Origin of the sequence: Streptomyces ureilyticus, assembly GCF_011045025.1 — a bacterium.
In the GTDB taxonomy this organism is placed as follows: Bacteria; Actinomycetota; Actinomycetes; order Streptomycetales; family Streptomycetaceae; genus Streptomyces; species Streptomyces ureilyticus.
In genome coordinates this window covers 32,163-56,994 of the sequence record NZ_JAAKZX010000040.1, presented here as the reverse complement: position 1 = coordinate 56,994, position 24,832 = coordinate 32,163, and the positions used below count along the sequence as shown (strand labels likewise).

Genomic DNA, 24,832 nt, shown 5'->3' with positions numbered 1-24,832 from the left:
GGTCGGGGTCGGTGCGGGGGTCGTCTGCCGGTTCGGCTCGGGGGTCTGGCGCGTCGGCTGCGTCACCGGTGTGGGGGACGTACCGCCGCGGGCCTCCTTGTCGGTCTTGTCGCCGAGCATGAGGGCGAAGGCGGTGGCGGCGGTGACCGCGAGGGCGACCGCGATGACCGCGATGACGATCGACGTACGGCTGCGGGTGCGGGTGCGGCCGGGCGCCTGGTGGTACTGGGGGTGCGGCGGCGTCGGCCGCGGGGTGTCGACCTGGGTGAGCGGGTGCGGCACCGGGTCCGGGGCCGGCGGTCCCGTCGTCGTCAGCGTGGGCTGCGCCCAGTGCGGGGCCGCGCCGTGCTCCACCTGCGCGAGCATCGCGTCGAGGTGTGCCGGGGCGGGGCGGGCCGCCGGGTCCCGTACGAGCAGGGCCTGGAGTACGGGTGCGAGGGGGCCGGAGCGCACCGGCGGCGGTACGGGGTCGTCGAGCACCGCGGCGAGGGTGGCGAGCGTGGTGCCGCGGCGCAGCGGACTGACGCCCTCGGCGCAGACGTACAGGACGAGGCCCAGGGACCAGAGGTCGGACGCCGGGAGGTCGTCGTTGCCGCGGATCCGCTCGGGGGCGATGTACTCGGGGGAGCCGATGAGTTCGCCGGTGGCCGTCAGGGAGGTCGAGCCCTGGAGGGCCGCGATGCCGAAGTCGGTGAGGACGGCGGTGCCGTCGGGGCGCAGGAGGATGTTGGCGGGCTTGACGTCGCGGTGCTGGATGCCGGCCGCGTCCGCGGCCCGGAGGGCGGCGAGTACCTGACGGCCGATGCGGGCGGCCTCGACGGGGAGCAACGGGCCGTTGTCGAGGCGCTCTTGGAGCGAGATGCCGCTCACCAGCTCCATCACGAGCCAGGGGTGCGGGTCCTGGTCCACGATGTGGTGGATGGTCACCACGTTCGGATGGCTGAGCCGGGCGAGGGCCCGCGCCTCCCGCAGCACCCGCTCCCGCATGGCATCCGACGCCGCCGCGTCCGCCCGTACGGCCTTGAGGGCGACCTCCCGGTGCAGGACGCTGTCGCGCGCCCGCCACACCGTGCCCATCCCGCCACTGCCGAGCCGCTCAATCAGCTCGAACCGGCCGTCGATCACGTCCCCCGGTGCGTTCATGTGCGACAGGTTAGAGGAGTGACGGGAGGGTTCGCCGGGCGGGAAGGGGCGGCCGGGTGGGCGGAGGCTCGCCCACCCGGCCCCCGCAGCCGTCAGGTCAGTCCGTTGGAGGACAGCCAGGTTTTGGCCACCTCCAGCGGGTCCTTTTTGTCGTTCTGCACCTGGCCGTTGAGACTGATCAGGGTTTCCGTGTCGAGCTTCTCCGATACGGCGTTGAGCGCGGAAACGCCCTCTGCCGGGAGATCGCTCTTGTATGCCAACGGAGTTACGTTCTGGAAGCCGAAGAGGTTCTTCGGGTCCTGAAGGATGAGGAATTTGTTCTTTTCGATACCGGGGTCGGTTGTGAAGATGTTCCCGGCCTGGATGTTGTTGCCCTTGAGCGCCGCCGCCGTCAGCGGGCCGCCCGCGTCCAGCGCCTTGAAGGACTTGAATTCGAGCCCGTAGTCCTCCTTCAGGCCCGGCAGCCCGTGGTGCCGGGTCTGGAACTCGGGCGAACCACCGATGACCAGCTCAGGCGCCAGTTCGGCGAGGTCGGCGAGCGTCGACTTCTCCGTCAGCTTGTACTTCTTGGCCGTGGCCTCGTTGACCGCGACGGCGTCCTTGTCCTGGGCCTCCGAAGACTCCAACAGCGTGAGCTTGGAATCGAGTTCGGACCCGATGGCCTTGTTGGCCTCCTCAGACGACGTCGGTTGCGTGTCCTTGTTCAGGTAGGACAGCAGCGCCCCGTTGTACTCGGGCAATACCGTGATCGTGCCGTTCTTGATCAGACCGTAGGTCGTTTCGCGGCTGCCGATGTTCAGTTTGTAACTGACCTTGACGCCCTTGGACTTGAGGGCTTCGCCGTATATGTCGGCGAGCAGGATGCTCTCGGGGAAGTTGTTGGAACCGACCACGACGGTCCCGCCCTTGGCTTCGTCCTCCTGCAAGGGGTCGGAGCTGCCGGAGGAGTCGTCGGAGGAACCGCAGCCCGCCAGCGCGGCCGTGGCCACAACCAGCAGGGAAACGGCGTACGTTGCGGATTTTCTGGTGCTTCGTGCGATGGTCACGTTCGTCATCCAGACTTGCCGGGGGCGTGGGCGGTGGTGGCAGTGCGGCCGTGGTTGCGGCGTCGCGACGATCCAAGCGATGCCGGTCACGGGCCGTCAAGGCACGAATAGATCACCGAAGGACACCGGGCGGCTTCGTCGCGTATGCACAACGGGGCCGATATACGAGCGAAGTGGGCATATCTTGGTGCCAGTTTTTGGTTGATCATGGCCGTACTCTTGCGCCAGCCGCTAGTGTTGGCCGCGTCGGGGGTCCTGTTCCACCCAATTCCACTTGTCGGTCGAAGCGTGCTGTCGCGACCCTGCAACCCATCAGTTTCGGACAGCGGGTTTCCCATGTGACGCAAGAAGCAAGGAGGTTCGGTGCCCGCGCACAGAAAGGTTGCCCGGGATGACTTCCCCGCGGCTCCCCGCACCGGCCCGACGCCGCCCCTCCTCGACCGCTGGCCCTTCCGGCGCAAACTGAACGTTCTGGTGATCGTTCCGCTTACGGTCGTCTCGGCGATCCTCGCCTACGTGGTCTACGCCCAGGTCGACCAGGCCCGTTCCGCCGCCTCCACCGCCGAACTCGTGCGCGACAGCGCGCAGGTGACCCGGCTGATCGACAGCGTGCAGACCGAGCACCGGCAGGCTCTGCTCATCTCCCTGCGCTATGAGGCCGCGGGTCCCGAGGAAGGCGCGCCCGACACCTCCGCGTATCTCCAGGCGCAGCAGAAGGTGAACTCCCAGATAGAGACGGTCCGGGAGACCTACGGGGACCGGCTGCCGGAGGGCGAGGCCCAGGCGCTGCAGGAACTGGAGGGCCTGGACAGTCTCCGGCAGACCGTGGAGAAGGGGCCCATCCCCGCCGACAACATCGACCCCGCGTACGGATCGGTGATCGAGGGCCTGATCAGCGGACTCGAACTCGGTGAGGGCGCCGAGTCCTCCTCGTCCGCGGGCAACCTGCTCGACGCGCTGCTGCGGGCCGACACCGCCCACGCCTCCTTCGAGACCAGCGTGTTCGCCGCCCGGACCCGGGACCCGAACGCACTCATCCAGTTCACCGCCGCCGTCGGCGACCTCGAGCAGTACACCTACCAGGCCGAGCGGTTCACCGGGTACGCCAGCCAGAAGCAGGGCGCCGAACTGGCCGGGATCGAGCAGAGCCCGTACCAGAGCGTCATCGCCCAGCACTACGTCTCGCTCCAGGTCGACCCCGGCGCGCTGGTCGCCGAGAACGCGACCCAGCTGCGCAGGGCCCTCGGCGAGGCGCTGCAGGCCGAGCCCACCTACGAGCGGCAGGCACAGAACCGGCTGAAGATCACCCAGTCTCTGATCGGCCAGATCGCCGACGACACCCAGTCCGCGTCGAACGCCGCCTGGTGGCAGGTGGCCTGGCTGGTCGCCGCCACGCTGCTCGCCTTCGGGGCCTGGCTGCTGTTCTCCGTACTGGTCCGCCGCTCCGTCGTACGGGTCGTACAGAGCCTCACCGGTGCGGCCCAGCACGTGGCCGCCGCGGCCGAGACCGAGTTGGCGCGGGTCGCGGACGACGACGCCGATGACGCGAGCCCGCCGCGCCTGGAAGCCGTTCCCGTGCCCGTACGCGACGAGATCGGTGAACTCGCCGAAGCTTTCAACCAGGTTCAGGTCACCGCGACCGCCCTGCTGGAGCGCCAGGTCGTCAGCCGTCGCAACATCGCCGAGATGTTCGGCAACGTCGGCCGCCGCGTCAGCAACCTGACCGCGCGTCAACTCGCGCTGATCGACTCGGTGGAGCGCGGCGAGACCGACCCGCAGGTACTGGACCGGCTCTACCGCATCGACCACATCGCCGTACGTCTCCAGCGCAACGCCGACAGCCTGATGCTGCTCGCCGGAATCCGTGAGACGGGCCTGAGCAGCGGGCCCATGCGGCTCAGCAACATCGTCCGGGCCGCGCTCGGGCAGATCGAGGGCTATCAGCGCGTCGCTCCGCACGCCGAGGGCGATGTCACCGTCGCCCCCGACATCGTCGGCGATCTGACGCTGATGCTCGCCGAACTGCTGGAGAACGCGGTGACGTTCTCCCCGGCGCACACCAGCGTCGAGGTGGTCCTGCGGCCCCGGTTCGGCTCCGGCGGCGCCGTGGTCGAGATCATCGACCACGGGCTCGGGATGAGCGCCGAGCGGCTGGACGAGGAGAACGCCCGGCTGATCCGCCGCGAACGGCTCGACCTGGCGCCGACGGAGGTCCTCGGCCTGTTCGTGGTCGGCGGTCTGTCCCGGCGCTGGGGCATCGAGGTCGTCCTCTCCCGCACGCCGGGTGGCGGTGTCACCGCCACCGTCGCGGTCCCCGCGGAACATCTGCTGACCACAGACCCGACGGCGCCCGCGGCCCGGCCCGCGCAGATCCTGCCGCCGGCCCGCCGCTCGGGCCCGTCCGAACCGCGTCCCGCGATGGTGGAGGCGGCGCCCGGGCGCTCGTCGCTGCCCCGCCGGATCCCCGCTCGTACGCGGGCGGAGCAGGAGGCGCCACAGCCCCAGTCGCCGGCCGAGCCCCGGTCCGCCGGGCATGCGCGTCGCCTGGAGGCCACGGCGGAGAGCGTGCGGGGGCGCCAGGAAGTCACGGCGGATGGCTTGCGCGGGCGCCAGGAAGCTACGGCAGAGAGCATGCGCGGACGTCCGGAAGCCCGGGCGGAAAGCATGCGCGGGCAGCAAGGAGCCACGGCGGAGAGCATGCGCGGGCGCCCGGAAGCCATGGGCCACACACCGTACGGACCCGGCACTCCCCCGCTGCCCAGGCGAGGCGGCCTCTCGCCAAGGCCGGTATCCGGTACGGGAGTCGGCGCCCACGAGGCGACCGGGCGCGGCGGTAGCGGCGTCGGCGACAGTGGCAGCGGCACTCGCGGGGGCGGCAGCACCGGATCCTCCGGTACGGCCCCGCCGCGGCCCGACGCTCCCGGCCCCCTGCGGCGCCGGGTGCGTGGTGCGACCCTCGGCGCCACCACCGCCTCCAGCCGCCAGCCCAAGCGGGCGCCGACGACTCAGCGGCCGTCCGCCTGGCAGCCCGTAGACCCGGAGGCGGCGCGGACCGAGATCGACGAGTTCGAGGCCGCAGTCCAGCGGGCCCAGCGCGAGGCCGCCGCCGAGACCCGGCCGGACTCCGCGTACAGACCTACCGACCCGAGACCTACAGATCCCCATTCCCGGAAGGCTTGAGCAAGTGATGATGTGGACAGGTGGACCGCAATCCGGGGCCGTCGAGCCGGTGACGGATGTGAAGGCCGCCGCTGCCGACTTCAACTGGCTGCTGAACCGCTTCGCCACCGAGACCGCCGGGGTTGTCGACGTGATCGGTGTCTCCTCCGACGGGCTGCTGATCGCGGTGTCCCAACTGCGCGGCCAGGCGGACTCCGAACGGCTCGCGGCGATCGTCTCCGGTATCACCAGCCTCGCCATGGGGGCGTCGGGCAACTACGGACTCGGCAGCCTCAACAAGGTCATCATCGACCTCGAGGAAGGCCACGTCCTGGTGTCGGCGCTCGGCGCGGGCGCGGTACTCGGCGTGGTCGCGTCCAAGGAGGCGAAGCTCGGCAACATCGCGTACGAGATGACCCTCTTCGCCAATCGCGCCGGTGCCGCGCTGAGCCCGCAGCTGGTCATGGAGCTGAAGAACACCGTGGGGATCGCGCCGGCCGGGTGACGGCGGCCGAGACCGGGGGCGTGCCCGACCATGGCGCCCGTGAAGGTGAAGGGGGAACGTGATGACGGCCGGTGAGCCACCAGCCGCCGACGACTCCGCGTGGGGAGCGGAGCCTCCCGCGCCTCTTGTCCGGCCGTTCCTGCTGACGGCGGGGCGGATCGCCGGCGGCGACAGCCTCGTACCGCCGATTCCGATCGAGACACAGGTGATCGCGACCGACGTGGGTCTGGCCACGCTGGACGCCTTCGCCTTCGACCAGCACCGCGACATCATCATGATCTGCCGCCAGCCGCAGTCACTGGCGGAGATCGCGGCGAAACTGCGGATGCATCTCAATGTGATCCGGGTGCTCGCCGACGATCTGCGCGCGGACGGCCAACTGGCCTTGTACGTACCGCAGGACGGTTCCGCCCGCGACACCTCTGTATTGCGAAGGGTTATCGATGGTCTTCGAGACATCCCCGACTCCCGGGGCCGGGTCCGTGAACGGTGAGAACCAGGGGACCCGGCCGCCGCTGCCGGTGAAGATGGTCATCGCGGGCGGCTTCGGCGTGGGCAAGACGACCACGGTCGGCGCCATCTCCGAGATCGAGCCGCTGACCACCGAGGCGTCCATCACCTCGGTCGCGGCCGGCGTCGACGACCTCTCGCACACCCCGGAGAAGATGACGACCACCGTCGCCATGGACTTCGGCTGCGTCACGCTCGATCCGACGCTGAAGCTCTATCTGTTCGGGACGCCCGGCCAGCAGCGGTTCGGCTTCATGTGGGACGACCTGGTGGACGGCGCGCTGGGCGGCCTCGTCATCGTCGACACCCGCCGCCTCGACGACTGCTACGCGGCCGTCGACTACTTCGAGCACCGCCAGATCCCCTTCGCGGTCGCCGTCAACGCCTTCGACGGCAAGGTCGAGCACGACCTGAACGACGTACGGTGGGCCCTCGACGTCGCCGACCACGTCCCGCTCACCGTGTTCGACGCCCGCGAACGCGGCTCGGTCCGGGACGCGCTGCTCGTGGTCCTGGAACACGCCCTGGCCACCGCCGAACAGCGGTGACCGGGCGGTGACCCGGGCTCGGGTGCCAGGCTCGGGTGTCAGGCCGTGCCGCGCCTACGGACCCCCGGGGACACCGCCGTCCGGCCCGCGGCCCAGAACAGCACGAGGACGAGCAGGGCGAGGGCCGCGGTGAGGGTGGCGCCGCCGACGACCTTCTCGTAGTCGCGCTGGTAGAGGCCGTCCACGATGTAGCGGCCGACGCCGCCCAGAGAGACGTACGCCGCGATCGTCGCCGTGGAGACGATCTGGATCGCCGCCGAACGCAGCCCGCTGAAGATCAGCGGCAGCGCGGCCGGCACCTCGACCTGGAACAGGATCTGCGACTGTGACATGCCCATACCGCGGGCGGCGTCGACGGGCGAGGGGTCCACGGTGCGCACCGCCTCATAGGTGGTGATGAGGATCGGCGGGATCGCCAGCACCACCAGCGGGATCATCACGGGCAGCACGCTCAGCCCGAGCCACACGAACATCAGCACCAGCAGCCCGAACGTCGGCAGGGCACGGGCCGACGCCGCCACGAACGCCATCGCGTTGCCGCCGCGCCCGGTGTGCCCGGTGATCAGACCGATCGGCAGGCCGATCGCCGCGGCGATCGCGAGCGCGGCGGCGGAGTACTGGATGTGCTCCCACACGCGCTGCGGGATGCCGTCGTAGCCCTTCCACTGGGCGCTGTCGCTGAAGAAGGCTTCGATGAAGTTCAGTACGTTCACGAGACGCGCTCCGGTGCGCGGGCGGCGCCCGCCGTTGTGGACGTGTCCGGCGCCGTGGGGCCCGCGGCGGTGCGCAGGGCCGTGCGCCTGGCCTTGCTGTCGGAGGGCGGCATCCAGGGGGTGAGCAGCCGACGCGCGAGGACGAGCAGGGCGTCGACCAGCACGGCGAGTACGGCGGTGGTGACCACCGAGTTCAGGGCCAGGACGGGGCGCTGGTAGAGCAGTGCCGTGGTCAGCAGATTGCCCAGGGCGCCCTGGTTGCCGATCAGCGCGCCGACGCTGACCAGGCTGATGCTGGAGGCGGCGGCCACCCTCAGTCCGGCGATGATCGCGGGTACGGCGATGGGCAGTTGGACCTGGACATAGCGGCGTACGAGCCCGATGCCCATCGCCGAGGCGGCGGCGTTCGTCTCCTCGGGAACCGACCGGATGCCGTCGACGACCGACGGGACGAGGACGACCAGGCTGTACAGGCACAGCGGGATCATCACCGTGAGCTTGCTCAGCCCGGTGTAGTCGATGAGCACCACGAAGAAGGCCAGCGAAGGGATCGCGTAGATCACCGTGGTGGTCCACAGCACCGGCGGGTAGAGCCAGCGGACCCGGACGCACAGCAGACCGATCGGCAGCGACAGCAGGAACCCGACGAGCACCGGGATCAGGGCCTCCTGCAAGTGCGTGGAGATCAGGCCGAGATAGCTGCTCTGGAGGTCGCTCGGGATGTCGAAGAAGCCGTTCATCGGGTGGCCTTCACCGGGGGCGGGTCCTGCGGGGAGTCCTTGCCCTGCCCGGAGGCAGCGGAGCCGGCGGCGTGCTGCCGGCGGGCGGCGCGGATCGCGGCGGAGATGGTCTCCTGACCGGCGATGCCCAGCACGCGTCCCGAACCGTCCACGGCGACCGCGTGACCGGTGGTCGAGAGGACCGCCCGGTCCAGGGCGATCCGCAGGGAGTCCCGGCCGATCTCGAAGCTCTGCCCGTACGGCGTCAGGGTCCCGGCGTCGCCGTTCCAGGCCGCGGGGTCGGTCCAGCCGATGGGCTTGCCGTCGATGTCGGTGACGAGAACCGGCTGGGCATCGGCGGGTTGAGCGCTCGTCGCCTGGGCGATCCGCTGCCGGTCGGCGTCGATCGGGAAGACCCGGGAGCGGTCGAGCTCGAGGTCGCCCGTGGACAGGAACGACAGTCCGCGGATGCCCCGGTCGCCGCCCAAGAACTCCTCCACGAACTCGTCGGCGGGCGACGACAACAGCTCGTCCGGCGCCGCGAACTGGGCGAGCCGGCCGCCCTTGCGCAGTACGGCGATCCGGTCGCCGATCGTGATGGCCTCGTCCATGTCGTGCGTGACGAACACGATCGCCTTGCCGAGCTCGCCCTGAATACGCAGCAACTCCTCCTGCAACCCCCGGCGGACGACCGGGTCGACCGCCGAGAACGGCTCGTCCATCAGCAGGATCGGCGGGTCCGCGGCCAGCGCACGGGCCACGCCGACCCGCTGCTGCTGGCCGCCGGAGAGCTGGTACGGGTAGCGGCGGGCCATGTCTTTGTCGAGGCCGACGCGTTCCATGAGCTCGGCCGCGCGGGCGCGGGCGCGCTGCTTGGACCAGCCCAGCAGCCGGGGCACCGTGGCGATGTTGTCGATGATGGTGCGGTGCTGGAAGAGCCCGGCGTTCTGGATGACGTAACCCATGGAACGGCGCAGGGCGTTGACCGGCTGACGCTGGACGTCCTCACCGTTCACCCGGATCGTGCCGCTGCTGGGCTCGATCATGCGGTTGATCATGCGCAGCGTGGTGGTCTTGCCGCACCCCGAAGGCCCGACCAGCACGGTGATGGAGTGATTCGGAATCTCAAGGGACAGGCGATCGACGGCCACCGTGCCGTCGGCGTACCGCTTGCTGACCTCTTCGATGGCTATCAAGCGTCGAAACCCTTCGGGAACGGCATGGCCCGTACGTGGCGCGATCACGTGCCCGAGGGCACGAGGCCCGAAGTCTAGCCAGTCGGTGGCTGCCTGTGATCGGTCCGGGGCCCGTTCGTACCACTCTGCTACACGGGTGTGATCACCACGGTTACCGTTCGGTTTCGGGCGGCGCTGTCGTACGGGGCGTCCTGCTGGTCCGCGCTGGCGGTGGTGAACGCGGTGAGGGGCTTGCCGCTGGCGGTGCTGAGTTCGCGTGCGGCCACGAGGGCACGCCACAGGGCGAGGACGGAGCCGCCGCCGCGCCCGCCTCGCGAGTCTGCGGACGACGCAAGCGACTGACCATGGAAGGGAGTTGGAATCCGGATGGACACAGGAGGGTTGTACCGCCGGGGCGCCGGGCCCCCTCCCGGAGCGGCAGGCTGGGGGCGTCCCTGGTCACGTTCGAGATCTGCGAGGAGCCGATATGCCCGACGAACCCGCCGTACGCGAACTCCGCCTGGTGGTCACGGCAGCCGACTACGACGCGGCGCTGCACTTCTATCGCGACGTCCTCGGACTGACCGAGCGCGGCGCGTTCTCCTCCCCCGGCGGACGGGTCACCATCCTCGACGCCGGCCGGGCCACGCTGGAGCTGACGGATCCGAACCACGCCGCCTTCATCGACGAAGTCGAGGTCGGACAGCGGGTCGCCGGCCACATCCGGGTCGCCTTCCAGGTCGACGACTCCGCCACCACCACGTCGCAGCTGGCCGCTGCCGGAGCCCGGGTGCTCGCCGAGCCGACCCGCACCCCCTGGAACTCCCTGAACTCCCGGCTCGAGGCCCCGGCCGCCCTCCAGCTGACCCTCTTCACCGAACTCGACGATTAGCCGGTGGGGCGGCCTCAGGCCCTCGTCCTTCGCCATATCACCGGCCACAACGTGTCGAGCGCGGCCTGCTCCCCGCGGGAGCGGTCGGGCTCGGAGACTGTCTCGGCCACGAGTCGACCCTTTCGGCTTGCCCAAGGTTTCGAATTACATGATTACAACCTTGCGCGGCTTACTCCCAGGTCGTCGTCTCGGTCGCCGCCGAGCTCACTCCGAAGATGGCGGCCCTGAACGTCGCGCACCGGCGCTACAGCCGAAATCGGCCTCGGCCTCGCGATCCCGGTGAACGACACCAGCCGGCGGATCGTCGCCGCCCTGCTCGCCGACGGCCGGGTCCGCCGCGCCTACCTCGGCCTCGCCGGTACGCCCGCACCGCTGCCGCCACCACTCCGGGCACGGCTGGACCAGCGCACCGGCCTGCGCATCGTCGAGGTCGTACCCGCCTCGCCCGCCGCCCGCGCCGGGCTGCGCGCCGGCGACCTGCTGCTCACCGCTCACGACGAGCCGGTCACCAGCGCACAGGCCCTCCAGCGGCTGATGCTCGAGGACGCCATCGGACGGCCACTCGCACTGACCGCGCTGCGCGGCGACGCCCTCGTGGACGTCATCGCCGTACCGGCGGAGCTGGCCTCGGACGACTGACCCGTCCGGTGCTACGTCCGGAAACCCAGGCCCGGAAATCCCAGGCTCGGAAAATCCGGCGAATCACACCACAAGCAATGCAACCGTACGGCCCGTCCGGATGTCACACATAATGAAATCGCTGCCCCTCACCAGGAGAAATCGGGGGCGTCATGCAACACCATCCATCGCGCGCGGCCCTCGCCGCAGGCATCCTTCTCACCGCCGCAGTCGGCACCACGATTCCCGCCTCAGCCTCAGCCTCAGCCTCAGCCTCTGTCGCTGGCTCTGGCTCGGCCTCCGCCCCTGCCTCCGCTTCCGCACACGCCGAGGCGTCCCGGCAGACCCCCGCAACCGCACTCGTCGTCAACGCCCGCTGGGGCGGGCACTGTTCGTACGACCGGATCGTCATCGACGTCCGGGGCACCATGCCCCCGGTCACCGTTAAGCCGGTCAGGGAGCTGCGCTACGACGGAACCGGAGCGAAGGTCCCGCTCACCGGCAAGCACTTCCTGGAGATCAAGCTCTCCCCCGCCGCCGCGCACAACGAGGCGGGCCGGTCGGTCTACCAGGGGCCAAGGCTGCTGAAGATCCACCTGCCCAAGCTCAAGGGCCTCGCCCTGACCGGCGACTTCGAGGGCACGGTCTCGTTCGGAGCCGCGTTCCACACCAAGCCCACGTACAAGGCCTTCAAGCTGCACTCCCCGGAGCGCTTCGTCCTCGACATCAGCCACCCCAACCGGTGCCGCTGACGCACACGGTCCCTCACTGTGCAGTTGTCAAGGTGCGGTCATGCATCGCTCAGCCCCGAGGCACTGGGAGGCATTCAGTCACTCGCCTCTCAGCCCTGAGGCTTCTTCTTGTGGACGAGGAGCAGCGCGGTGCCGCCGATCACGAGCAGGGCGATCGCGATCTCGATCATCACCGGGGTGGCGCTGGAGCCGCCGGTCTCGGCGAGGTCGGTGCCGCCGGTGGAGGTGCCGCCGACTGTGGCCGGGCTCGGTTCGCTCAGCGTCTGCGTGGTCTCACCGCCCGCGCCGCTGCTCTGCGTCTGGCAGTCGAGGACGCCCTTGAACCGCTTCTCGTAGCCGTTCGGCCCTCTGATCGTGAAGTCGTACGCCTGGTCCTCCTGCAGCGGAATCGTCACGGTCTGCGACACGCCCGCCTCTATGGTGTGCTGGGCCCCCATCAGCTCGAAGGTGAACGGCTCGTCCCCCGCGTTGGCCGCCGTGATGTCCACGGCTCCCTTCGCGCAGTTCTTCTCGGCCGACAGCGCGGGTATCGCGCCCTTCTCGGCCCAGTTCGCGGTCGCCGTCGCGGAGACCGTCGACTCGCTGGAGCCCGCGAGGATCTGCGTCTGGCTTCTGCTCTCGGAGACGAAGGCCCGGCCGACCGGCACCGTTGTCGAGCCCTGCACCGTCAGCGCGGCCGAGCCGTCCGCGGCACCCTCGGGCACGTCGAAGAACAGCTGACTGCCGTGGGTCGCGGAGGTGACGGCCCGGCCGTCCTTGTCGACGACCTTCACGCCGCTCGTCGCGTCGGCGGGCGGCGTCACCCGCACGCTGTCCGCGTTGGTGTGGACCGTGACGGGACCGAGCAGCTCACCGGCACGCCCGGAGACCGCGGGCGGTCCCAGGGTCAGTGAGGCTTCTGGCTCCGCGACGTTCCGCGCGCTCTTGTGCAGGTAGTCGGCGAGCTTTTCCGCCTTCGGGTTCACCGCGTCCACGTCGGCACCGTCCGAGTACCGCCATATCGCCACCTGCGTCCCGACCGCCGCGTCCTCTTCGGTGAGACCACTGGCGCCGGCCCGCTCGGCCAGCGCCGAGAGGTCGTTCACCTGCGGGTAGGAGTTCTGCAGGATCCAACGGATCTTGCCCGCGTCCGGGTTGCCGCTCAGCGACGTACCGCTCCAGGGCGTCTCCTGGTACTTGGCGGACATCTGCGTCGGGTGGTCCATGTCGACGCAGTAGGTCTGCAGAGTGCCGCCGTTGTCGACGGACATCTCGAACAGCCCCGCGGGCACCTGCCTGTCCTCGCCGTTGTCGTGGATGACGGCAAGCCCGGACGTCTTCAGACCGCCGATGGTGGCGGTCGCGCCGCCCCGGCTCTGCGGGGTCTCGTCGGCGGCAGCGACGGCCGTACCCGCCGTGGCCACCGCGCTCACCACGACGAGCCCGGACACCAGCGTCGCCGCCGCGAGGCGGGCAGCACCTCGCCCGCGTAGGGACAACGCAGAGAACGAAGAAAGCACAGAATTCCCCTTCGAGCAGGACCCGTTGACGTGGGGGGTTACGGTCCCACCAGCAGAATCAGAAGCCCCGAGAGCTATGCCCGGCATCCTAGGTACGAGGCGCACCACGTTCCCCAGGCATCCCATCGGATAACCGATCCGACTCGGAATTGTTATCGCCAAGATCGCATCCGAGTTGGAAGTGTCGATAAATCCACGGGGGACCGCCTGGGACACATTCGCCGATAAGCCGCACTTCGACCGACGTGCCTGACGTCACGTCACCAATGCTGGCTCCGCCTGCTGTTGAGCAGCCACGGTTGGCTGACCTCCCGGCTCCGTTTCCCAGCTCGGCTCCGGCCGGGGCGGCGCGGCCGATGCCAACTCCCCCTTGTTCGCCCGCCGGAACGCCGCGGTGCCGCGCGACAGATCGTGGCCGACCGCGGTCGCCTCGATGTCGGCGTACGTCCATGTCTTGCCGTCGCGTTGATCGGTGCGGACCTTCAACCTGCCCTGGACGACCACCGGATCGCCCAGTGTCACGGACGCCTGCACATTGGTCGCGAGCGACCGCTTGGCCCATACCGTGAAGAAATTGGTGTGCCCGTCCGTCCACGCGTTCTTCTCGCGGTCCCAGTACCGCTGTGTCACCGCCAGCCGGAACCTCGCCGACGCCCCCGCCGCCGTCTCCCGGTACACCGGCTGCGTAGCGACGTTCCCCACCGCACACACCGTCATCTCGTTCATGGTCGAATCCCTCCCGTGTCCACACGCCTGCGGGCCCGTCCCGCACGGCTGCGTCTGTCGCGGCGATCGCGCTGTGATCGCCGCGGTCCCAGACTGCCTCCGCCGGCCCGAGCCCGCTGAGCGCTGTGGGCTACCGCCCGGTTGTGGACAACTCCGTCACCCGATCGGGGTTCCGACCCCCGTGACCCGCACGTACTGCTCCCGTACCTCCCGATATCGCAGCAGCTCCGCCGCCATCGGATCCAGCACCCGCGCCCGGCCGCACGCCGCGGCCGCCTCCCGCAAACGCCGTTCCGCCTCGTCCCCGTACCGTCGCGCCGGCCCGCGTACCGCCAGTTTGCAGGCCCACTCGATGCCCGGCCCGCCGACGATGCCGATCGCCATCAGCAGCACCGGCACCCCGAGATTCGGTGACATGAATCCGATGATCTGGCCCAACAGCCAGAGCCCTCCGATGACTTGAAGGATGGTCATGGAGGCCTGCGCCAGCACGGCCAGCGGCCACCAGCCGGGCCGCGGCGGTCGGTCGGCCGGACTGCCGGCCCCTGCCGCCAGCTCGTCCAGCGCCTCGGGCAGCCCCTGCGACCCTCGTACGGCCGCCTCGCGCACCGCCTGCGCCCAGGGCCCCGGCAGTCCGCCGGACGCCTGCTCGGCCACCGTACGCACCGCCTGCTCCACCCGCTGGCGCGCCGTGGCCTCCTCCTCGGCGTACGTCCGTACGGCCTGGCGCCCGGTCGGCGGTTCACGCAGGTCCTGGTACCAGCGCCACAACCGGAGCCAGGGCGTACCGCAGGCGCGGTTGGCATGGCGGCGCCAGGCGCGCTCGGCGGCCTCTCCGGCGGCCGTGGCGCCCACCGCGTCCGCGAGCCGGTCGGCGAACTCGTCGCGCGCCTCCTCGCTGAGCCCGGCCCACTGCCCGTTCGCGTAGACGGGCCACAGCCGAGCCGCCGCCGAGTCCAGGTCGGCGGAGATCCGGCGGGCCGCGGCGCCCCGCTCCGCCACGAAGTGGCCGAGCGCCTCGCGGAGTTCACCGATGCCCTTGCCGGTGAGGGCGGACACCGCGAGCACGTTCGCGCCCGGTTCGCCGTATTCACCGAGCGCGATCCCGTCCTCGTCGAGCAGTCGCCTGAGGTCGTCCAGGACCAGATCGGCGGCCTCCCCGGGGAGTCGGTCGATCTGATTGAGCACTACGAAGGTGACCTCCGCGTGGCCCGCCATGGGCCGCAGATAGCGCTCGTGCAGCACGGCGTCGGCGTACTTCTCCGGGTCGACGACCCAGATGACCGCGTCGACGAGCCCCAGGATGCGGTCTACCTGCTCGCGGTGCTGGACGGCCGCGGAGTCGTGGTCGGGCAGGTCGACGAGGACGAGCCCGCGCAGCTGCGCCTCGGCCTCGGGGCTCTGCAACGGGCGCCGCCGCAGCCGCCCCGGGATGCCGAGCCGGTCGATGAGCGTCGCGGCGCCGTCGCTCCAACTGCACGTGATGGGCGCGGCGGTGGTGGGCCTGCGTACGCCGGTCTCCGAAATGGCCACTCCGGCGAGCGCGTTGAAGAGCTGGGACTTGCCGCTGCCGGTGGCTCCGGCGATCGCGACGACGGTGTGCTGCCCGGAGAGCCTGCGCCGTGCCGCTGCCGCGTCGAGGACCCGCCCCGCCTCGGCGAGCGTCTTGCTGTCGAGCCGGGTCCGGGACAGGCCGACCAGTTCACGCAGTGCGTCGAGACGGGACCGTAGCGTCCTGTCGTACGCGAGAGGAGCCACAGGCGGCGTCCAGGGCTCCCCGACCGGCTCCCGTACGACCTGTCCGTGCCCCTGCGCCTCGTCTGTCGCGGACACGCGCCGCGCGATCAGCCCGTCGTCCCAGAAGCCTTCGGAGTCTGCGCCGGTGTCGGTGTCTGCGCCTGGGCCTGGTCCTGGGTCTGCGGCTGTCTCTGTGTCTGCGTCCGTGGAATTCGCGGACTCCATGGAATTCACGGCCTCCAAGAGGGCGCTTTCCTCGGCGTCGTCCACGCGCGCGTGCCCACCGTCCATGTGTCCTCCATCCCCAGGCCCCTCGTCCCCTTGTCCCTCGCCCCCGTGTCCCTCGTCGTCTCCGGTGTGGTCGGAGTGATCCCTGTGATCCGTGGCGGCGGTCACCGTGGTCACCTCTCCTTCTGCAGTACGGACAGCGCGGCGATGAGTTCGGCCTGGGGTTCCGGGCGTACGTCGAGGGCGTCGAGCGGGGCGAGCCGCCGCTCTCGTTCGGCGTGCAGCGTCTTGTCGAGGTAGTCGGTGAGCAGTCGCCCGGCCCGGTCGCGCAGCCGCAGAGCGCCGTGCGCGCCGATCAGCTCGGCGAGGCTCTCGCCCGCGGACCGCGCCCGGCGACCACCCAGAAGCGAGGTGGCGACCAGCGCGGCCACCACCTCGGCATCGGGCGCGATGCTCTTGTCGAGGTGACGTACCTCGTCCTCGGCGTATTCCTCGACGACCCGACGCCACCGCCGTACGGCCAGCCCGATCCGGTGCTCGGCGTCTTCCGGGCCCGGATCCCGGTTCATCAGTCCGGGGGCTCTCGCGGCGGGTTCGCGGCGCCAGGCCTCGTCGATGCGCTCGTCTGCGGCGGCAACGGCGCACAGCAGCAGGGCGGCCAGGCTCTCCACGAGCGCGTCGAGCAGTTCGCCGGCGGTGCAGTCCAGCGGATAGGCACGCCACCGCTTCAACGCGTCCCCGGCGAGCACCGCTCCGGCCTGCAGACGACCCCGCACGCGCGCGTGCTCGCTGTTGTACGCCCCGTCGACGTCCGCGGTGAGCCGCAGCGCGGCGGCATGCTGCGCGGCCGAGGCACTGGCCAGTTCGGGCATCCGCGCCTTCAGCGAGTCGAGCACTCCGTACGCCGTACGCGCCATCACCTGATGCCGGGCGCCGGGATCCTGCACCTGATGGATGAGCCAGGTCCGCAGCGGCGCCACGGCGGTAGCCGGAAGCAGCCCGCCGCCCCACGCGGACTCTGGCAGCTCGGGCACGGTGAAGCGGGGCACGTCGCCGAGTCCCGCCTTGGTGAGCAGGGCGCCGTACTGCCGCGACACCTCGGAGACCACCTGGTGCGGGACGCGGTCGAGGACGGTGACGAGGGCGGCGTCATGTTCCTTGGCGGTACGCAGCAGATGCCAGGGCACGGCATCGGCGTACCGTGCGGCCGTGGTGACCATGATCCATACATCGGCGGCGCAGATCAGCTCGGCGGCGAGGACGCGGTTGTCGGCCACCAGGGAGTCGACGTCGGGCGCGTCGAGGAGGGCGAGCCCGCGCGGGAGGGTGTCGGCGGTTTCGATACGCAGCACGCGCGCGCGTGGCCCAGCCGGCTGCAACACGTCGCCCCTGGGGTCAGGTTGCGCCCTCCATACGCGCGTGAGGTCGGGCAGTACGCGCATACCGCTGAACCAGTGATGGTCCTCCGGGTGGCATACCAGCACCGGAGTGCGGGTCGTGGGCCGCAGCACTCCCGCCTCGCTGACACGACGGCCCACAAGGGAGTTGACGAGTGTCGACTTTCCGGCTCCGGTGGATCCCCCCACTACGGCGAGCAATGGCGCTTCGGGTTCCCTCAAGCGGGGCACCAAGTAGTCGTCGAGTTGTGCGAGAAGTTCGTCGCGATTGGCACGCGCGCGTGGGGCCCCCGCCAAGGGCAGCGGGAAGCGTGCGGCGGCGACACGGTCGCGCAGGGCGGAGAGTGCGTCGAGCAGCTGAGGCCGTACGTCCAAGGTCACCACATGCGAAGAATGCCCAATTTTGGAGGCTTTCTGAAGCATATGACTACATCTGCGCGCCGATCGGACACACGGGGCGGAAGGGACGACTGGGGCGCAGGCATAACGAGTACACAACACCAGGGACACGAGACGCCAAAAGCGATGCACGATTCGCACCTGCCTGCGATTATCAGGACCGCTTCACCGAACCTCCACATTGAGCCACGGAGGCGAAGCACCGGGGACCAGGGCAAGGGAGCCCTATCCTTGTCCCCGGCAAGGTCACGGATCCGCCCACACCGGGCATCAGTGCCCCAGGCAACCACACCTGGCCCCCGTAGCTCAGTGGATAGAGCAGGCGCCTTCTAAGCGCTTGGCCGCAGGTTCGAGTCCTGCCGGGGGCGCACTCTTCCCGTCAGGGCACGCACACCGCCCTGACCTGCAGGAACCTATGGTTTCTGATCTTCTGGGTGAAGGTACTCACTTGTCAGTACGCGAAATGTGCCCGTCGGTGCCTGGTCAGCCGCCAGTCGCGCCCATCGGTCGACTGATCCTGGTCGGCCCACAGCTGAGCGCTTGACCGACCAGTCGAGAAGCAACTGGGTCAGGGCATCGACGGCGTGCCGTTCCTGCTCGGCGCTGAGCGGTACGAAGCGCGGAGCGGCCACGGTGACTGGCTGTGTGCGCGAGCCCTTGCCGCGTGGGGGCGTCGTCGCTGCTGTTCGTGGTTTCTTCATGCCCCTCATCACACCGTCGCGGCACAGAGTGGGCACGCCCCTTGCCGACCGCGTCCAGAGCCCGGGCGCTCTTGGCGCGGAGAGGCAGTGCGGGGGCCCGGCTGCTCCGCTCAGCCGACGCACACACGACCCCCGCCTGCCCGGGCCGGCCAAGGGCAGCCGTGTCCACCGGCTGCTGCAGGGGCCAGGGGTGCACGGGACCCTGGGGATGCGTGGCTGGATCACCGTGGACTCCCGAACCTGCGCGGCCTCCCCACGCCTGGCCGCCTTGGGTGCGCCGGGGCCTCAGCCACGCCCACACCCTCCCGGCAAAATGCTGATTCGCCTGTGTCGCGGGGACGGCAGGCCTCTGGACCAGTGACTACTGCTTGCGCGCCACACCGCCGAAGTCGTCGACCTCGGTGGGTGGTTGCTCGCCGGACTGGCTGGGGCGCCACCGGGAGACGGAGACCAGGCCGGGCTCCAGCAGTTCCAGGCCCTCGAAGAACCGGGCGAGTTCTTCCGGGCTGCGGTTGATACGGGGGTTGTCGCTCGCCTCATTCCACTGCTCGATCATCTCGCGCATCTGCTGTGGGTTGAGTACCTCGGTGTCGTCGCACAGCACGAGGTAGCTGCCGGAGGGCAGAGCGTCCATCAGGCGGCCGACGATGTCATAGACGGTGTCGTCGGTGATGTGGGCGGTGATCCCCAGCAGTATCAGCGCTACCGGCTGGGTGAAGTCCAGTGTTTTGGCGGCCTGTTCCAGGATGGCGGTGGGCTCGCTCAGGTCGGCGTCGATGTAGTCCGTCGCTCCTTCGGGCGTGCTGGTGAGCAGCGCCTCGGCGTGGGCCAGGACGACCGGGTCGTGATCGACGTAGACGATCCGGGTCTCGGGGATCAGCCGTTGGGCGACTTCGTGGGTGTTGTTCGCGGTGGGCAGGCCGGTACCCACGTCCAGGAACTGGCGGATGCCGACCTCGCCGACGAGGTACTCCACCGCCCGGACGAGAAACGCCCGCTGCGCCACGGCGATGTCGAGGATCGCCGGGTTGGCGCCCGCGATCTGGTCGCCGACCTCCCGGTCGATCTCGTAGCAGTCCTTCCCGCCGAGCCAGTAATTCCAGATCCGGGCGGAGTGCGGCACGCTGCTGTTGATGAGCGGGCGCTCAAGTGGCATGGGAACTCCCCGAGTTGGGCGGATGACACTCCATAACCTAGACGAGTGAATCAATCGCTGGACGCGAAGGAAGCCGACCGCGGCGACACCGTCACGTACTACGCCACGCTGGGCGGCCGTACTCATACCCTCTGGAGCTCAGGCACGTCGCCCCCCCACCACGCCATGAAGCAACGACACGAGGCACCAAGGATCCCCACCACCAACTTCCTTTCACATAACAGCCGTTGTCCTGGCTGAAGGTCTCGTGTTCCACTAATTTCCATCCACCACATCGACCACCCGCTCCCGGGCGGGAGAGCATCCACGGGGGAGATGCGTGTATGAGGACCTTGGCTTCGAGAAACTCCTCAACGCGGACGGTTTCTTCGCACGCCTGTTAGGGCGGTCGCCGTCGGGTGCCGACTGCAAGCCGTTGTACGGCCCCGACCTGCCCGTGGTGCTGCTCACCGGCGGCCCGGGGATGGGCAAGGGGCGGCTGCTGCGGGCGGTGCACGACCGTTTCGCCCGCCAGGTGCCGGTGATCCGCCTGGACTGCGCCTCACTGGTGTACGCGGACCGGGCCAGGCCGGAGCCCGGTGCCCGCTCGGCGGTGACCGAAGCCCTGGTCGAGGCCGCCCTGCTGCTGCACACCTGGCGGGGAACGGGCGGCGCGTTCACCTTCCCGCGGTTCTTCGCGGGCCTGGCGGTGATCGCGACCGGCGTCGCGGACGACACCGGTCAGGCGATCAGGACAGAGGTCGAGCGGTACGAGGAGCTGATCCAGCAGCCGCGCCTGCGCGGTCTGGGGGCGCGCGACTTCTGGCGCGGCGTGCTCCTCGGGGCCGTACGGAAAATGCTGGAGGTCCTGGCCGGACAGACGCTCGGCCCGTACGGGGCCGCCGCGCTCACCGCGCTGCTCGACGCCCTCTTCGAGCGCGTGACGCCCCGGGCCGAGGCGGAACTGACCCGGATCTACGGCGAGTATCCCGGCGCGGCCGGCCAGCCCAAGCACGGGCTGCGCAAGCTCGCCACCGACTTCCAGACGGGCGGCGAGCGGCGGAAGGACGCGGAGCGCTTCCTGTTCCGGGCGCTGCGCGAGGATCTGGAGGCGGCGTACGGCGGACTGGGCGGCTGGCTGGGCCGGGTCGGCCGCCCAGGACTGCTGCTGGACCACGCCGAACAACCGCTGGGCGAGCGGCTGCTGCGCGCCGTGCTCACCGACCGCCGGGACGGGCAGCGCGACCGCGTGGTGATCGTGGGCACGGCGCGCCGGGCGGACGGCGGCGACTTCCTGCACGGGGGTCTGCCACCGAGGGAGGTGGCGGCGTTCCGGCCCGCCGACGGGGTGCCGGCCACCTGGTCCCGCCGCAGGGACCCGGAGGGGGACCGGGGCCCACTGTCCGCGGGGGTGCTCATGCTGCGGATGCCTTTCCTCACCGGCGACCAGCTCCGCAAGGCGACCGAGCGCATACAGCTGGGCGCGGAGCGGGAAGACGGTGCGCATCGCCGCCGTATCACAGCCGCCGTGGCCCAGCTGAGCGGCGGACGGCCACACACGGTGATCCGGCTGGCCACCGCTGCCGCCGACCACCGGATGGAGACGGACGCCAACGACCGGGCCATCCTGGACGCCAAGCTGCACCACCCGGACGGCGCCCCCGAGCGGCCGGTGACGGACGTACTGCTTCAGGAGCTGATCCTCGACCAGCTGCCGGTGCGGCTTCCGGACGAGCACCATGACCAGTGGCTCGATCTCCTCACCCATCTGTCGGTGGCGCACGACCCGGAGTGCGCGGACGTCCTGCTGCGCCATCACCAGGCGGGCCATACCCTGCGCCTGACGGCAGATGAGGTCGCGCGGTATCTCAACGACACCGGGTGGCCCAGCTGCGAGCGGCACTTCATCGGGGACTTCGGCCTGCGCCAGCTGCTGGTGCACCGGCTGTACGGACTGTCGCGCGACGGTGCCGCCTGGTACGCCGACCACCATCTGCTGCGCGACCACTACGCCGTGAGTGGGCGGCGCGGCGGTGCGTTCCACTCGGTGACGACCCACCGGATGAACCACCACCTTGTCTCCGGCGGCGTCGACGACGTGGTTCGCCACCTCGCCGCCACCCTTCCCGGCCGCTCTCGTCAGTGGTGCGAGGAACTGCTGGAGATCGCCCAGGCGCCGTATCCGGGCGGGGCGGACGAGCGCCGCAAGCGCGCCCAGGGTCTGGTACGGGACGACGGACCGCCGCTGCGCCGCACCGTCGACCAACTGCTGCACGCCGTATGGCTGTGCGAGGAGCGCACGAGGCCGACCGGGAGCGAAATGGCCCGCACGCTGGAGCAGTTGCTGAGGCAACTGTCGACCATGTACTTCGACGGCGCCGGAGAACTCGGCCCGACAGCCACCGAGTGGAGCCACCTGGCCGCGAACGAGCAGCCGTTGCTCCGCTGCGACTGCACCGATGAGCTCGGCCGAAGGAGGTAACGGGATGCCCAGCTGGATACCCAGGTGGAACAGACTGCCCAGGTGGGGAAAGATCCTCTACGCGCTGGCGGGCGTGGCGGTGCTCGTGGCCGCCGGCGTATACGGCGTTCCCGCCCTCCAGAAGCCGGACACCTGCCACGACGGCATCGAGAAGATCGGCGGCGAGTGCATCGGCGTCGACGGCGCGGGCTACGACTTCGGCACACCGGAGATCAGCGCCGTGGCCAAGGCCATCTCGGAGGAGAACGAGAGGATCGCGAACCAGCCCCACGTCACCGTGGCGATGATGCTGCCTCTCCAGTCGGACACGGCGGGGCTGCGGCGGCAGATGCGCAGCGACCTCCAGGGCGCGTATCTGGGACAGCGACGGGCCAACTCGGGCGAGGGCCAAGTGCCCAGGATCCGGCTGGTGCTGGCCAACCCCGGGCTGAACTACGGCCATCAGGACAACGTCGTGAGCACGCTGCTCGACATGGCCGAATCAGACAAGGACAAGCTGCGAGCCGTCACGGGCTTCAACCTCACCCTCGACGCCACCGAGGAGGCCGTAGAACGTCTGACGGAAAACGGTGTCCCGGTGCTCGCCTCCCGGATCAGCGGAGACGGGATCGCGAACGTCGACGGGGAGAAGCAACGATTCCCCGGCCTGGCCCGGATCATCCCCACCAACGGCAACGCGGCCGAGGCCCTGGCCAACTTCAACGGCGAGCGGGGCCGGGAGAACGCCAGGACGGTGCTGGTCTACGACACCCGCCCGGACGCCTACGCCGAGTCGCTGGCGAACGCGTTCCGGGGGATCAAGGAGACGGGTCCGGCCGGTCCCGCCGATATGCCCTTCGAATCCCCGGGGATCGACGAGGCCGGCTCGACCGGCAACCAGTTCGAGCAGGTCGCCAACAACATCTGCGGTTCCGCGGCCGACACCGTCTACTTCGCGGGGCGCACGCTGCATCTGCGGATCTTCGCGCTCACGCTCGCCAAACAGACCTGCGCGAACCGGCACTTCACCCTGGTCAGCGGCTCCGACGCCGCCTCGCTGCGGCAGGCCACGTCCGAGAAGGACTGGGCGCAGTTGCGCGGCGAGGACGGCGGGGCGAAGGTGACGGTCCAGTACGCCGCCCCCGCGCACCCGGCCGCCTGGGACACCGAACTGGCCGCCTGGGCCAAGCAGTGGAAGGAGACCCACCACCGCGAGCCCACCGCGAACGAACTCCCCCAGTACCTCACGGAGCCCAAGGCAGCCCTGGACGCCCTCAGCGACCTGATCAAGAGCACGAGCAAGGCGGGCACAGACCTCGGCTCCGCCCCGAACCTGGAGGACTCCCGCACCATGCTCGTCTACGACGGCCTTGTCACCATCGGCACGGCTCTGCACGAGGTACAGGGCAACGACGCCGAGCAGGCGCCCAGCCTCGCGGACGTCCGCCAGGAGTGGTCGAAACTCCAGTCGGTGCACCGGGTGAAGGGCACGAGTGGCCTGATCTGCCTGACCAGCGGCGGGAATCCGTACGACAAGCCGGTCGCGGTGGTCGAACTGAACCCGGGCCAGGGCGTGCGCGGGACCCTGAAGTTCGTCGGTCTGGGCTGGCCCACCGGCAAGGAACAGCCGAAGAACTGCGTGATCCCGAGTGGCACTTCCTGAGACAGCCGACCCCTCTCTCAGCTCACCCCCAGCAGACTCTCGGCGATTCCTCGGTTTGCTGTCGCACTCCTCCCTGCCGAGCACACGTACACGGCCGCCGAGGCCGAGCAGTGGTCCGCCCTCGACCCGCTCTTCCCGTACAGCCGCCACCCGCACCGCAGCGCGGGCCTGCCCTGCCGGACGGGCGAGTCCGTCAAATCCGTGAACGGCGAGGGCACGGTGCACCGCTGCCATTTCGTCCGCTCGGAACTGGGCAACCTGTACGACGTGTTCGCGGGAGGCGTCCTGGAGCGCATCCCGGCCGCGCTCCCTGCAGTTCAGCGCGTGCGCCGGGAGAAGACTGACCGGCGGCCCTTCGACGAGGACCTCGGTTTTCGCGTTCTGACAAGTTGGGGGCGCCCACAGCATCTGTACGCGCTTTGGCCCGGCGCTGATGGGTAGGAGCCGTCAGGGTGCCGCCGGGCTGCCGAGCGAGGCGAGGGTTGCGGTCACCGTTCTGCTCAGGTCGCGGGCGTCCGCTCCGGCGCGGGAGCGGAGGTTGACGCCGTACGCGAGCAGCGCCAGCAGGTCGGCCCAGGTGCCGGGGTCGCAGCCGGGGGCGAGCCCTTCCCGGGCATCGGCGGTGACCAGTGCCGCGTTCATCGCCTCCCGCAGCTGCTCGTGGTGCCGGTCCAGGACGGCGCGTACCCCGGGATCACTGTTCTCGGCCCCGGCATGCGCGTTGGAGACCATGCAGCCCCAGCGGGCGTACTCGCCCGAGCAGCGCGCATCGATCAGGCCGGTGAAGAAGTCGGCGATGGCGGGCAGTCCCCGCTCGTCCTCGGCCAGCCGCCGGAACGCCGGCTCGGACCGCTGTTCCACGTAGCGGCGCAGCGCGGCGCGGTAGAGCTCCTGCTTGCCGCCGAACGTGGCGTACAGGCTGGAGCGGTTGAGACCGGTCGCGGTGACCACGTCCTGGATGCCGGTCGAGGCGGCGCCTTGCCGCCAGAAGAGGCGGACCACAGCCTCCAGGGCCGCGTCCGGGTCGAAGTGCTTGATGTCCGGCATGCCTCACCGCCAACTTGAAACGAGGGTTCCAGGATACCTTCGCCTCCATTATCTTGGAA

General features: G+C 70.1%; 21 protein-coding genes, 1 tRNA gene and 1 pseudogene. 11 read left to right on the top strand and 12 right to left on the bottom strand.

The genetic code is table 11. The features are described 5' to 3' along the window. The coding region (locus G6048_RS15535) for a serine/threonine-protein kinase (RefSeq protein WP_165340113.1) at nt 1-1,143 on the bottom strand (1,143 nt) is incomplete at its 3' end. A gap of 92 nt (nt 1,144-1,235) precedes the next feature. Then, nucleotides 1,236-2,198, bottom strand: a complete 963-nt coding sequence (locus G6048_RS15530; protein WP_165340112.1) for an ABC transporter substrate-binding protein — start codon at nt 2,196-2,198, stop codon at nt 1,236-1,238. Nucleotides 2,199-2,552: 354 nt separating this feature from the next. Here G6048_RS15530 and G6048_RS51380 point away from each other — a divergent pair, with 354 nt between their 5' ends. From G6048_RS51380 to G6048_RS15510, 4 genes are all read left to right on the top strand, one after another. Further along, on the top strand, nt 2,553-5,369 hold the full coding sequence (locus G6048_RS51380) for an ATP-binding protein (RefSeq protein WP_328826052.1): 2,817 nt from the start codon (nt 2,553-2,555) through the stop codon (nt 5,367-5,369). A 7-nt stretch (nt 5,370-5,376) separates the two neighbouring features. Further along, nucleotides 5,377-5,853 carry a roadblock/LC7 domain-containing protein gene (locus G6048_RS15520; protein ID WP_165340125.1) on the top strand — a complete coding sequence of 159 codons (477 nt, stop codon included), beginning with the start codon at nt 5,377-5,379 and terminating at the stop codon, nt 5,851-5,853. A 61-nt stretch (nt 5,854-5,914) separates the two neighbouring features. Next, complete coding sequence (locus G6048_RS15515) at nt 5,915-6,346, top strand: DUF742 domain-containing protein (RefSeq protein WP_165340111.1); 432 nt, start codon at nt 5,915-5,917, stop codon at nt 6,344-6,346. Continuing rightward, nucleotides 6,297-6,911: a GTP-binding protein gene (locus G6048_RS15510; RefSeq protein ID WP_165340110.1), complete on the top strand. Its 615-nt coding sequence runs from the start codon at nt 6,297-6,299 to the stop codon at nt 6,909-6,911. Before G6048_RS15515 ends, G6048_RS15510 begins: the two co-directional genes overlap by 50 nt. Before the next feature lie 38 nt (nt 6,912-6,949). On the opposite strand, the gene G6048_RS15505 is transcribed toward G6048_RS15510, so the two are convergent. From G6048_RS15505 to G6048_RS15490, 4 genes are all read right to left on the bottom strand, one after another. Beyond that, complete coding sequence (locus G6048_RS15505) at nt 6,950-7,624, bottom strand: ABC transporter permease (protein WP_165340109.1); 675 nt, start codon at nt 7,622-7,624, stop codon at nt 6,950-6,952. After that, nucleotides 7,621-8,364: an ABC transporter permease gene (locus tag G6048_RS15500; protein ID WP_165340108.1), complete on the bottom strand. Its 744-nt coding sequence runs from the start codon at nt 8,362-8,364 to the stop codon at nt 7,621-7,623. The genes G6048_RS15505 and G6048_RS15500 overlap by 4 nt, the downstream gene beginning before the upstream one ends. After that, nucleotides 8,361-9,539: an ABC transporter ATP-binding protein gene (locus tag G6048_RS15495; RefSeq protein ID WP_165340107.1), complete on the bottom strand. Its 1,179-nt coding sequence runs from the start codon at nt 9,537-9,539 to the stop codon at nt 8,361-8,363. Before G6048_RS15495 ends, G6048_RS15500 begins: the two co-directional genes overlap by 4 nt. A 128-nt stretch (nt 9,540-9,667) precedes the next feature. After that, complete coding sequence (locus G6048_RS15490; RefSeq protein WP_165340079.1) at nt 9,668-9,805, bottom strand: hypothetical protein; 138 nt, start codon at nt 9,803-9,805, stop codon at nt 9,668-9,670. Nucleotides 9,806-10,005: 200 nt separating this feature from the next. Here G6048_RS15490 and G6048_RS15485 point away from each other — a divergent pair, with 200 nt between their 5' ends. The 3 genes from G6048_RS15485 to G6048_RS15475 all read left to right on the top strand — a co-directional run bounded on the left by G6048_RS15485 (nt 10,006) and on the right by G6048_RS15475 (nt 11,780). Beyond that, entirely contained in the window at nt 10,006-10,410 is a 405-nt protein-coding gene (locus tag G6048_RS15485; protein WP_165340106.1) for a VOC family protein, read from the top strand. A gap of 279 nt (nt 10,411-10,689) precedes the next feature. Then, a complete protein-coding gene (locus G6048_RS51375; RefSeq protein ID WP_206341629.1) occupies nt 10,690-11,049 on the top strand; it encodes a S1C family serine protease in 360 nt (119 codons plus the stop codon). A gap of 152 nt (nt 11,050-11,201) precedes the next feature. Beyond that, a complete protein-coding gene (locus tag G6048_RS15475) occupies nt 11,202-11,780 on the top strand; it encodes an AMIN-like domain-containing (lipo)protein (protein ID WP_165340105.1) in 579 nt (192 codons plus the stop codon). 89 nt (nt 11,781-11,869) lie between these two features. Here G6048_RS15475 and G6048_RS15470 read toward each other — a convergent pair whose 3' ends face one another. From G6048_RS15470 to G6048_RS15455, 4 genes are all read right to left on the bottom strand, one after another. Next, nucleotides 11,870-13,279 carry a Cys-Gln thioester bond-forming surface protein gene (locus G6048_RS15470; RefSeq protein ID WP_328826046.1) on the bottom strand — a complete coding sequence of 470 codons (1,410 nt, stop codon included), beginning with the start codon at nt 13,277-13,279 and terminating at the stop codon, nt 11,870-11,872. A 255-nt stretch (nt 13,280-13,534) separates the two neighbouring features. After that, the gene (locus G6048_RS15465) at nt 13,535-14,005 is read right to left on the bottom strand and encodes a single-stranded DNA-binding protein (RefSeq protein ID WP_165340103.1); all 471 of its coding nucleotides are present in this window, start codon (nt 14,003-14,005) and stop codon (nt 13,535-13,537) included. Nucleotides 14,006-14,161: 156 nt separating this feature from the next. After that, a complete protein-coding gene (locus tag G6048_RS15460) occupies nt 14,162-16,033 on the bottom strand; it encodes a YfjP family GTPase (protein ID WP_235989881.1) in 1,872 nt (623 codons plus the stop codon). A 110-nt stretch (nt 16,034-16,143) separates the two neighbouring features. Next, nucleotides 16,144-17,751 (bottom strand): dynamin family protein, encoded by a 1,608-nt coding sequence (locus tag G6048_RS15455; RefSeq protein WP_165340102.1) that lies wholly within the window; start codon nt 17,749-17,751, stop codon nt 16,144-16,146. A 310-nt stretch (nt 17,752-18,061) separates the two neighbouring features. On the opposite strand from G6048_RS15455, the gene G6048_RS15450 reads away from it, so the two are divergent. Continuing rightward, nucleotides 18,062-18,134, top strand: a tRNA-Arg gene (locus G6048_RS15450). A gap of 694 nt (nt 18,135-18,828) precedes the next feature. Here the strand turns inward: G6048_RS15450 and G6048_RS15445 are convergent. Next, nucleotides 18,829-19,623 carry an SAM-dependent methyltransferase gene (locus G6048_RS15445; RefSeq protein ID WP_165340101.1) on the bottom strand — a complete coding sequence of 265 codons (795 nt, stop codon included), beginning with the start codon at nt 19,621-19,623 and terminating at the stop codon, nt 18,829-18,831. Between the two features lie 319 nt (nt 19,624-19,942). Between G6048_RS15445 and G6048_RS15440 the strand changes: the two genes are divergently transcribed. The 3 genes and pseudogenes from G6048_RS15440 to G6048_RS49530 all read left to right on the top strand — a co-directional run. Further along, entirely contained in the window at nt 19,943-22,084 is a 2,142-nt protein-coding gene (locus tag G6048_RS15440) for a hypothetical protein (RefSeq protein ID WP_165340100.1), read from the top strand. A 4-nt stretch (nt 22,085-22,088) separates the two neighbouring features. Then, the gene (locus G6048_RS15435; RefSeq protein ID WP_165340099.1) at nt 22,089-23,726 is read left to right on the top strand and encodes a type 1 periplasmic-binding domain-containing protein; all 1,638 of its coding nucleotides are present in this window, start codon (nt 22,089-22,091) and stop codon (nt 23,724-23,726) included. Between the two features lie 81 nt (nt 23,727-23,807). Then, nucleotides 23,808-24,167: pseudogene (locus G6048_RS49530) on the top strand (hypothetical protein); the annotation flags it as partial. A gap of 6 nt (nt 24,168-24,173) precedes the next feature. On the opposite strand, the gene G6048_RS15425 reads toward G6048_RS49530, so the two are convergent. Then, complete coding sequence (locus G6048_RS15425; protein WP_165340098.1) at nt 24,174-24,773, bottom strand: TetR/AcrR family transcriptional regulator; 600 nt, start codon at nt 24,771-24,773, stop codon at nt 24,174-24,176. Between the last annotated feature and the right edge of the window lie 59 nt (nt 24,774-24,832).

Coding starts and splice junctions, on each gene's coding strand:
- G6048_RS15530 (WP_165340112.1), bottom strand. CDS start 2,198: ATGACGAACGTGACCATCGCACGAAGCACCAGAAAATCCGCAACGTAC.
- G6048_RS15520 (WP_165340125.1), top strand. CDS start 5,377: ATGATGTGGACAGGTGGACCGCAATCCGGGGCCGTCGAGCCGGTGACG.
- G6048_RS15515 (WP_165340111.1), top strand. CDS start 5,915: ATGACGGCCGGTGAGCCACCAGCCGCCGACGACTCCGCGTGGGGAGCG.
- G6048_RS15510 (WP_165340110.1), top strand. CDS start 6,297: ATGGTCTTCGAGACATCCCCGACTCCCGGGGCCGGGTCCGTGAACGGT.
- G6048_RS15500 (WP_165340108.1), bottom strand. CDS start 8,364: ATGAACGGCTTCTTCGACATCCCGAGCGACCTCCAGAGCAGCTATCTC.
- G6048_RS15485 (WP_165340106.1), top strand. CDS start 10,006: ATGCCCGACGAACCCGCCGTACGCGAACTCCGCCTGGTGGTCACGGCA.
- G6048_RS15475 (WP_165340105.1), top strand. CDS start 11,202: ATGCAACACCATCCATCGCGCGCGGCCCTCGCCGCAGGCATCCTTCTC.
- G6048_RS15465 (WP_165340103.1), bottom strand. CDS start 14,005: ATGAACGAGATGACGGTGTGTGCGGTGGGGAACGTCGCTACGCAGCCG.
- G6048_RS15460 (WP_235989881.1), bottom strand. CDS start 16,033: ATGGACGGTGGGCACGCGCGCGTGGACGACGCCGAGGAAAGCGCCCTC.
- G6048_RS15445 (WP_165340101.1), bottom strand. CDS start 19,623: ATGCCACTTGAGCGCCCGCTCATCAACAGCAGCGTGCCGCACTCCGCC.
- G6048_RS15435 (WP_165340099.1), top strand. CDS start 22,089: ATGCCCAGCTGGATACCCAGGTGGAACAGACTGCCCAGGTGGGGAAAG.
- G6048_RS15425 (WP_165340098.1), bottom strand. CDS start 24,773: ATGCCGGACATCAAGCACTTCGACCCGGACGCGGCCCTGGAGGCTGTG.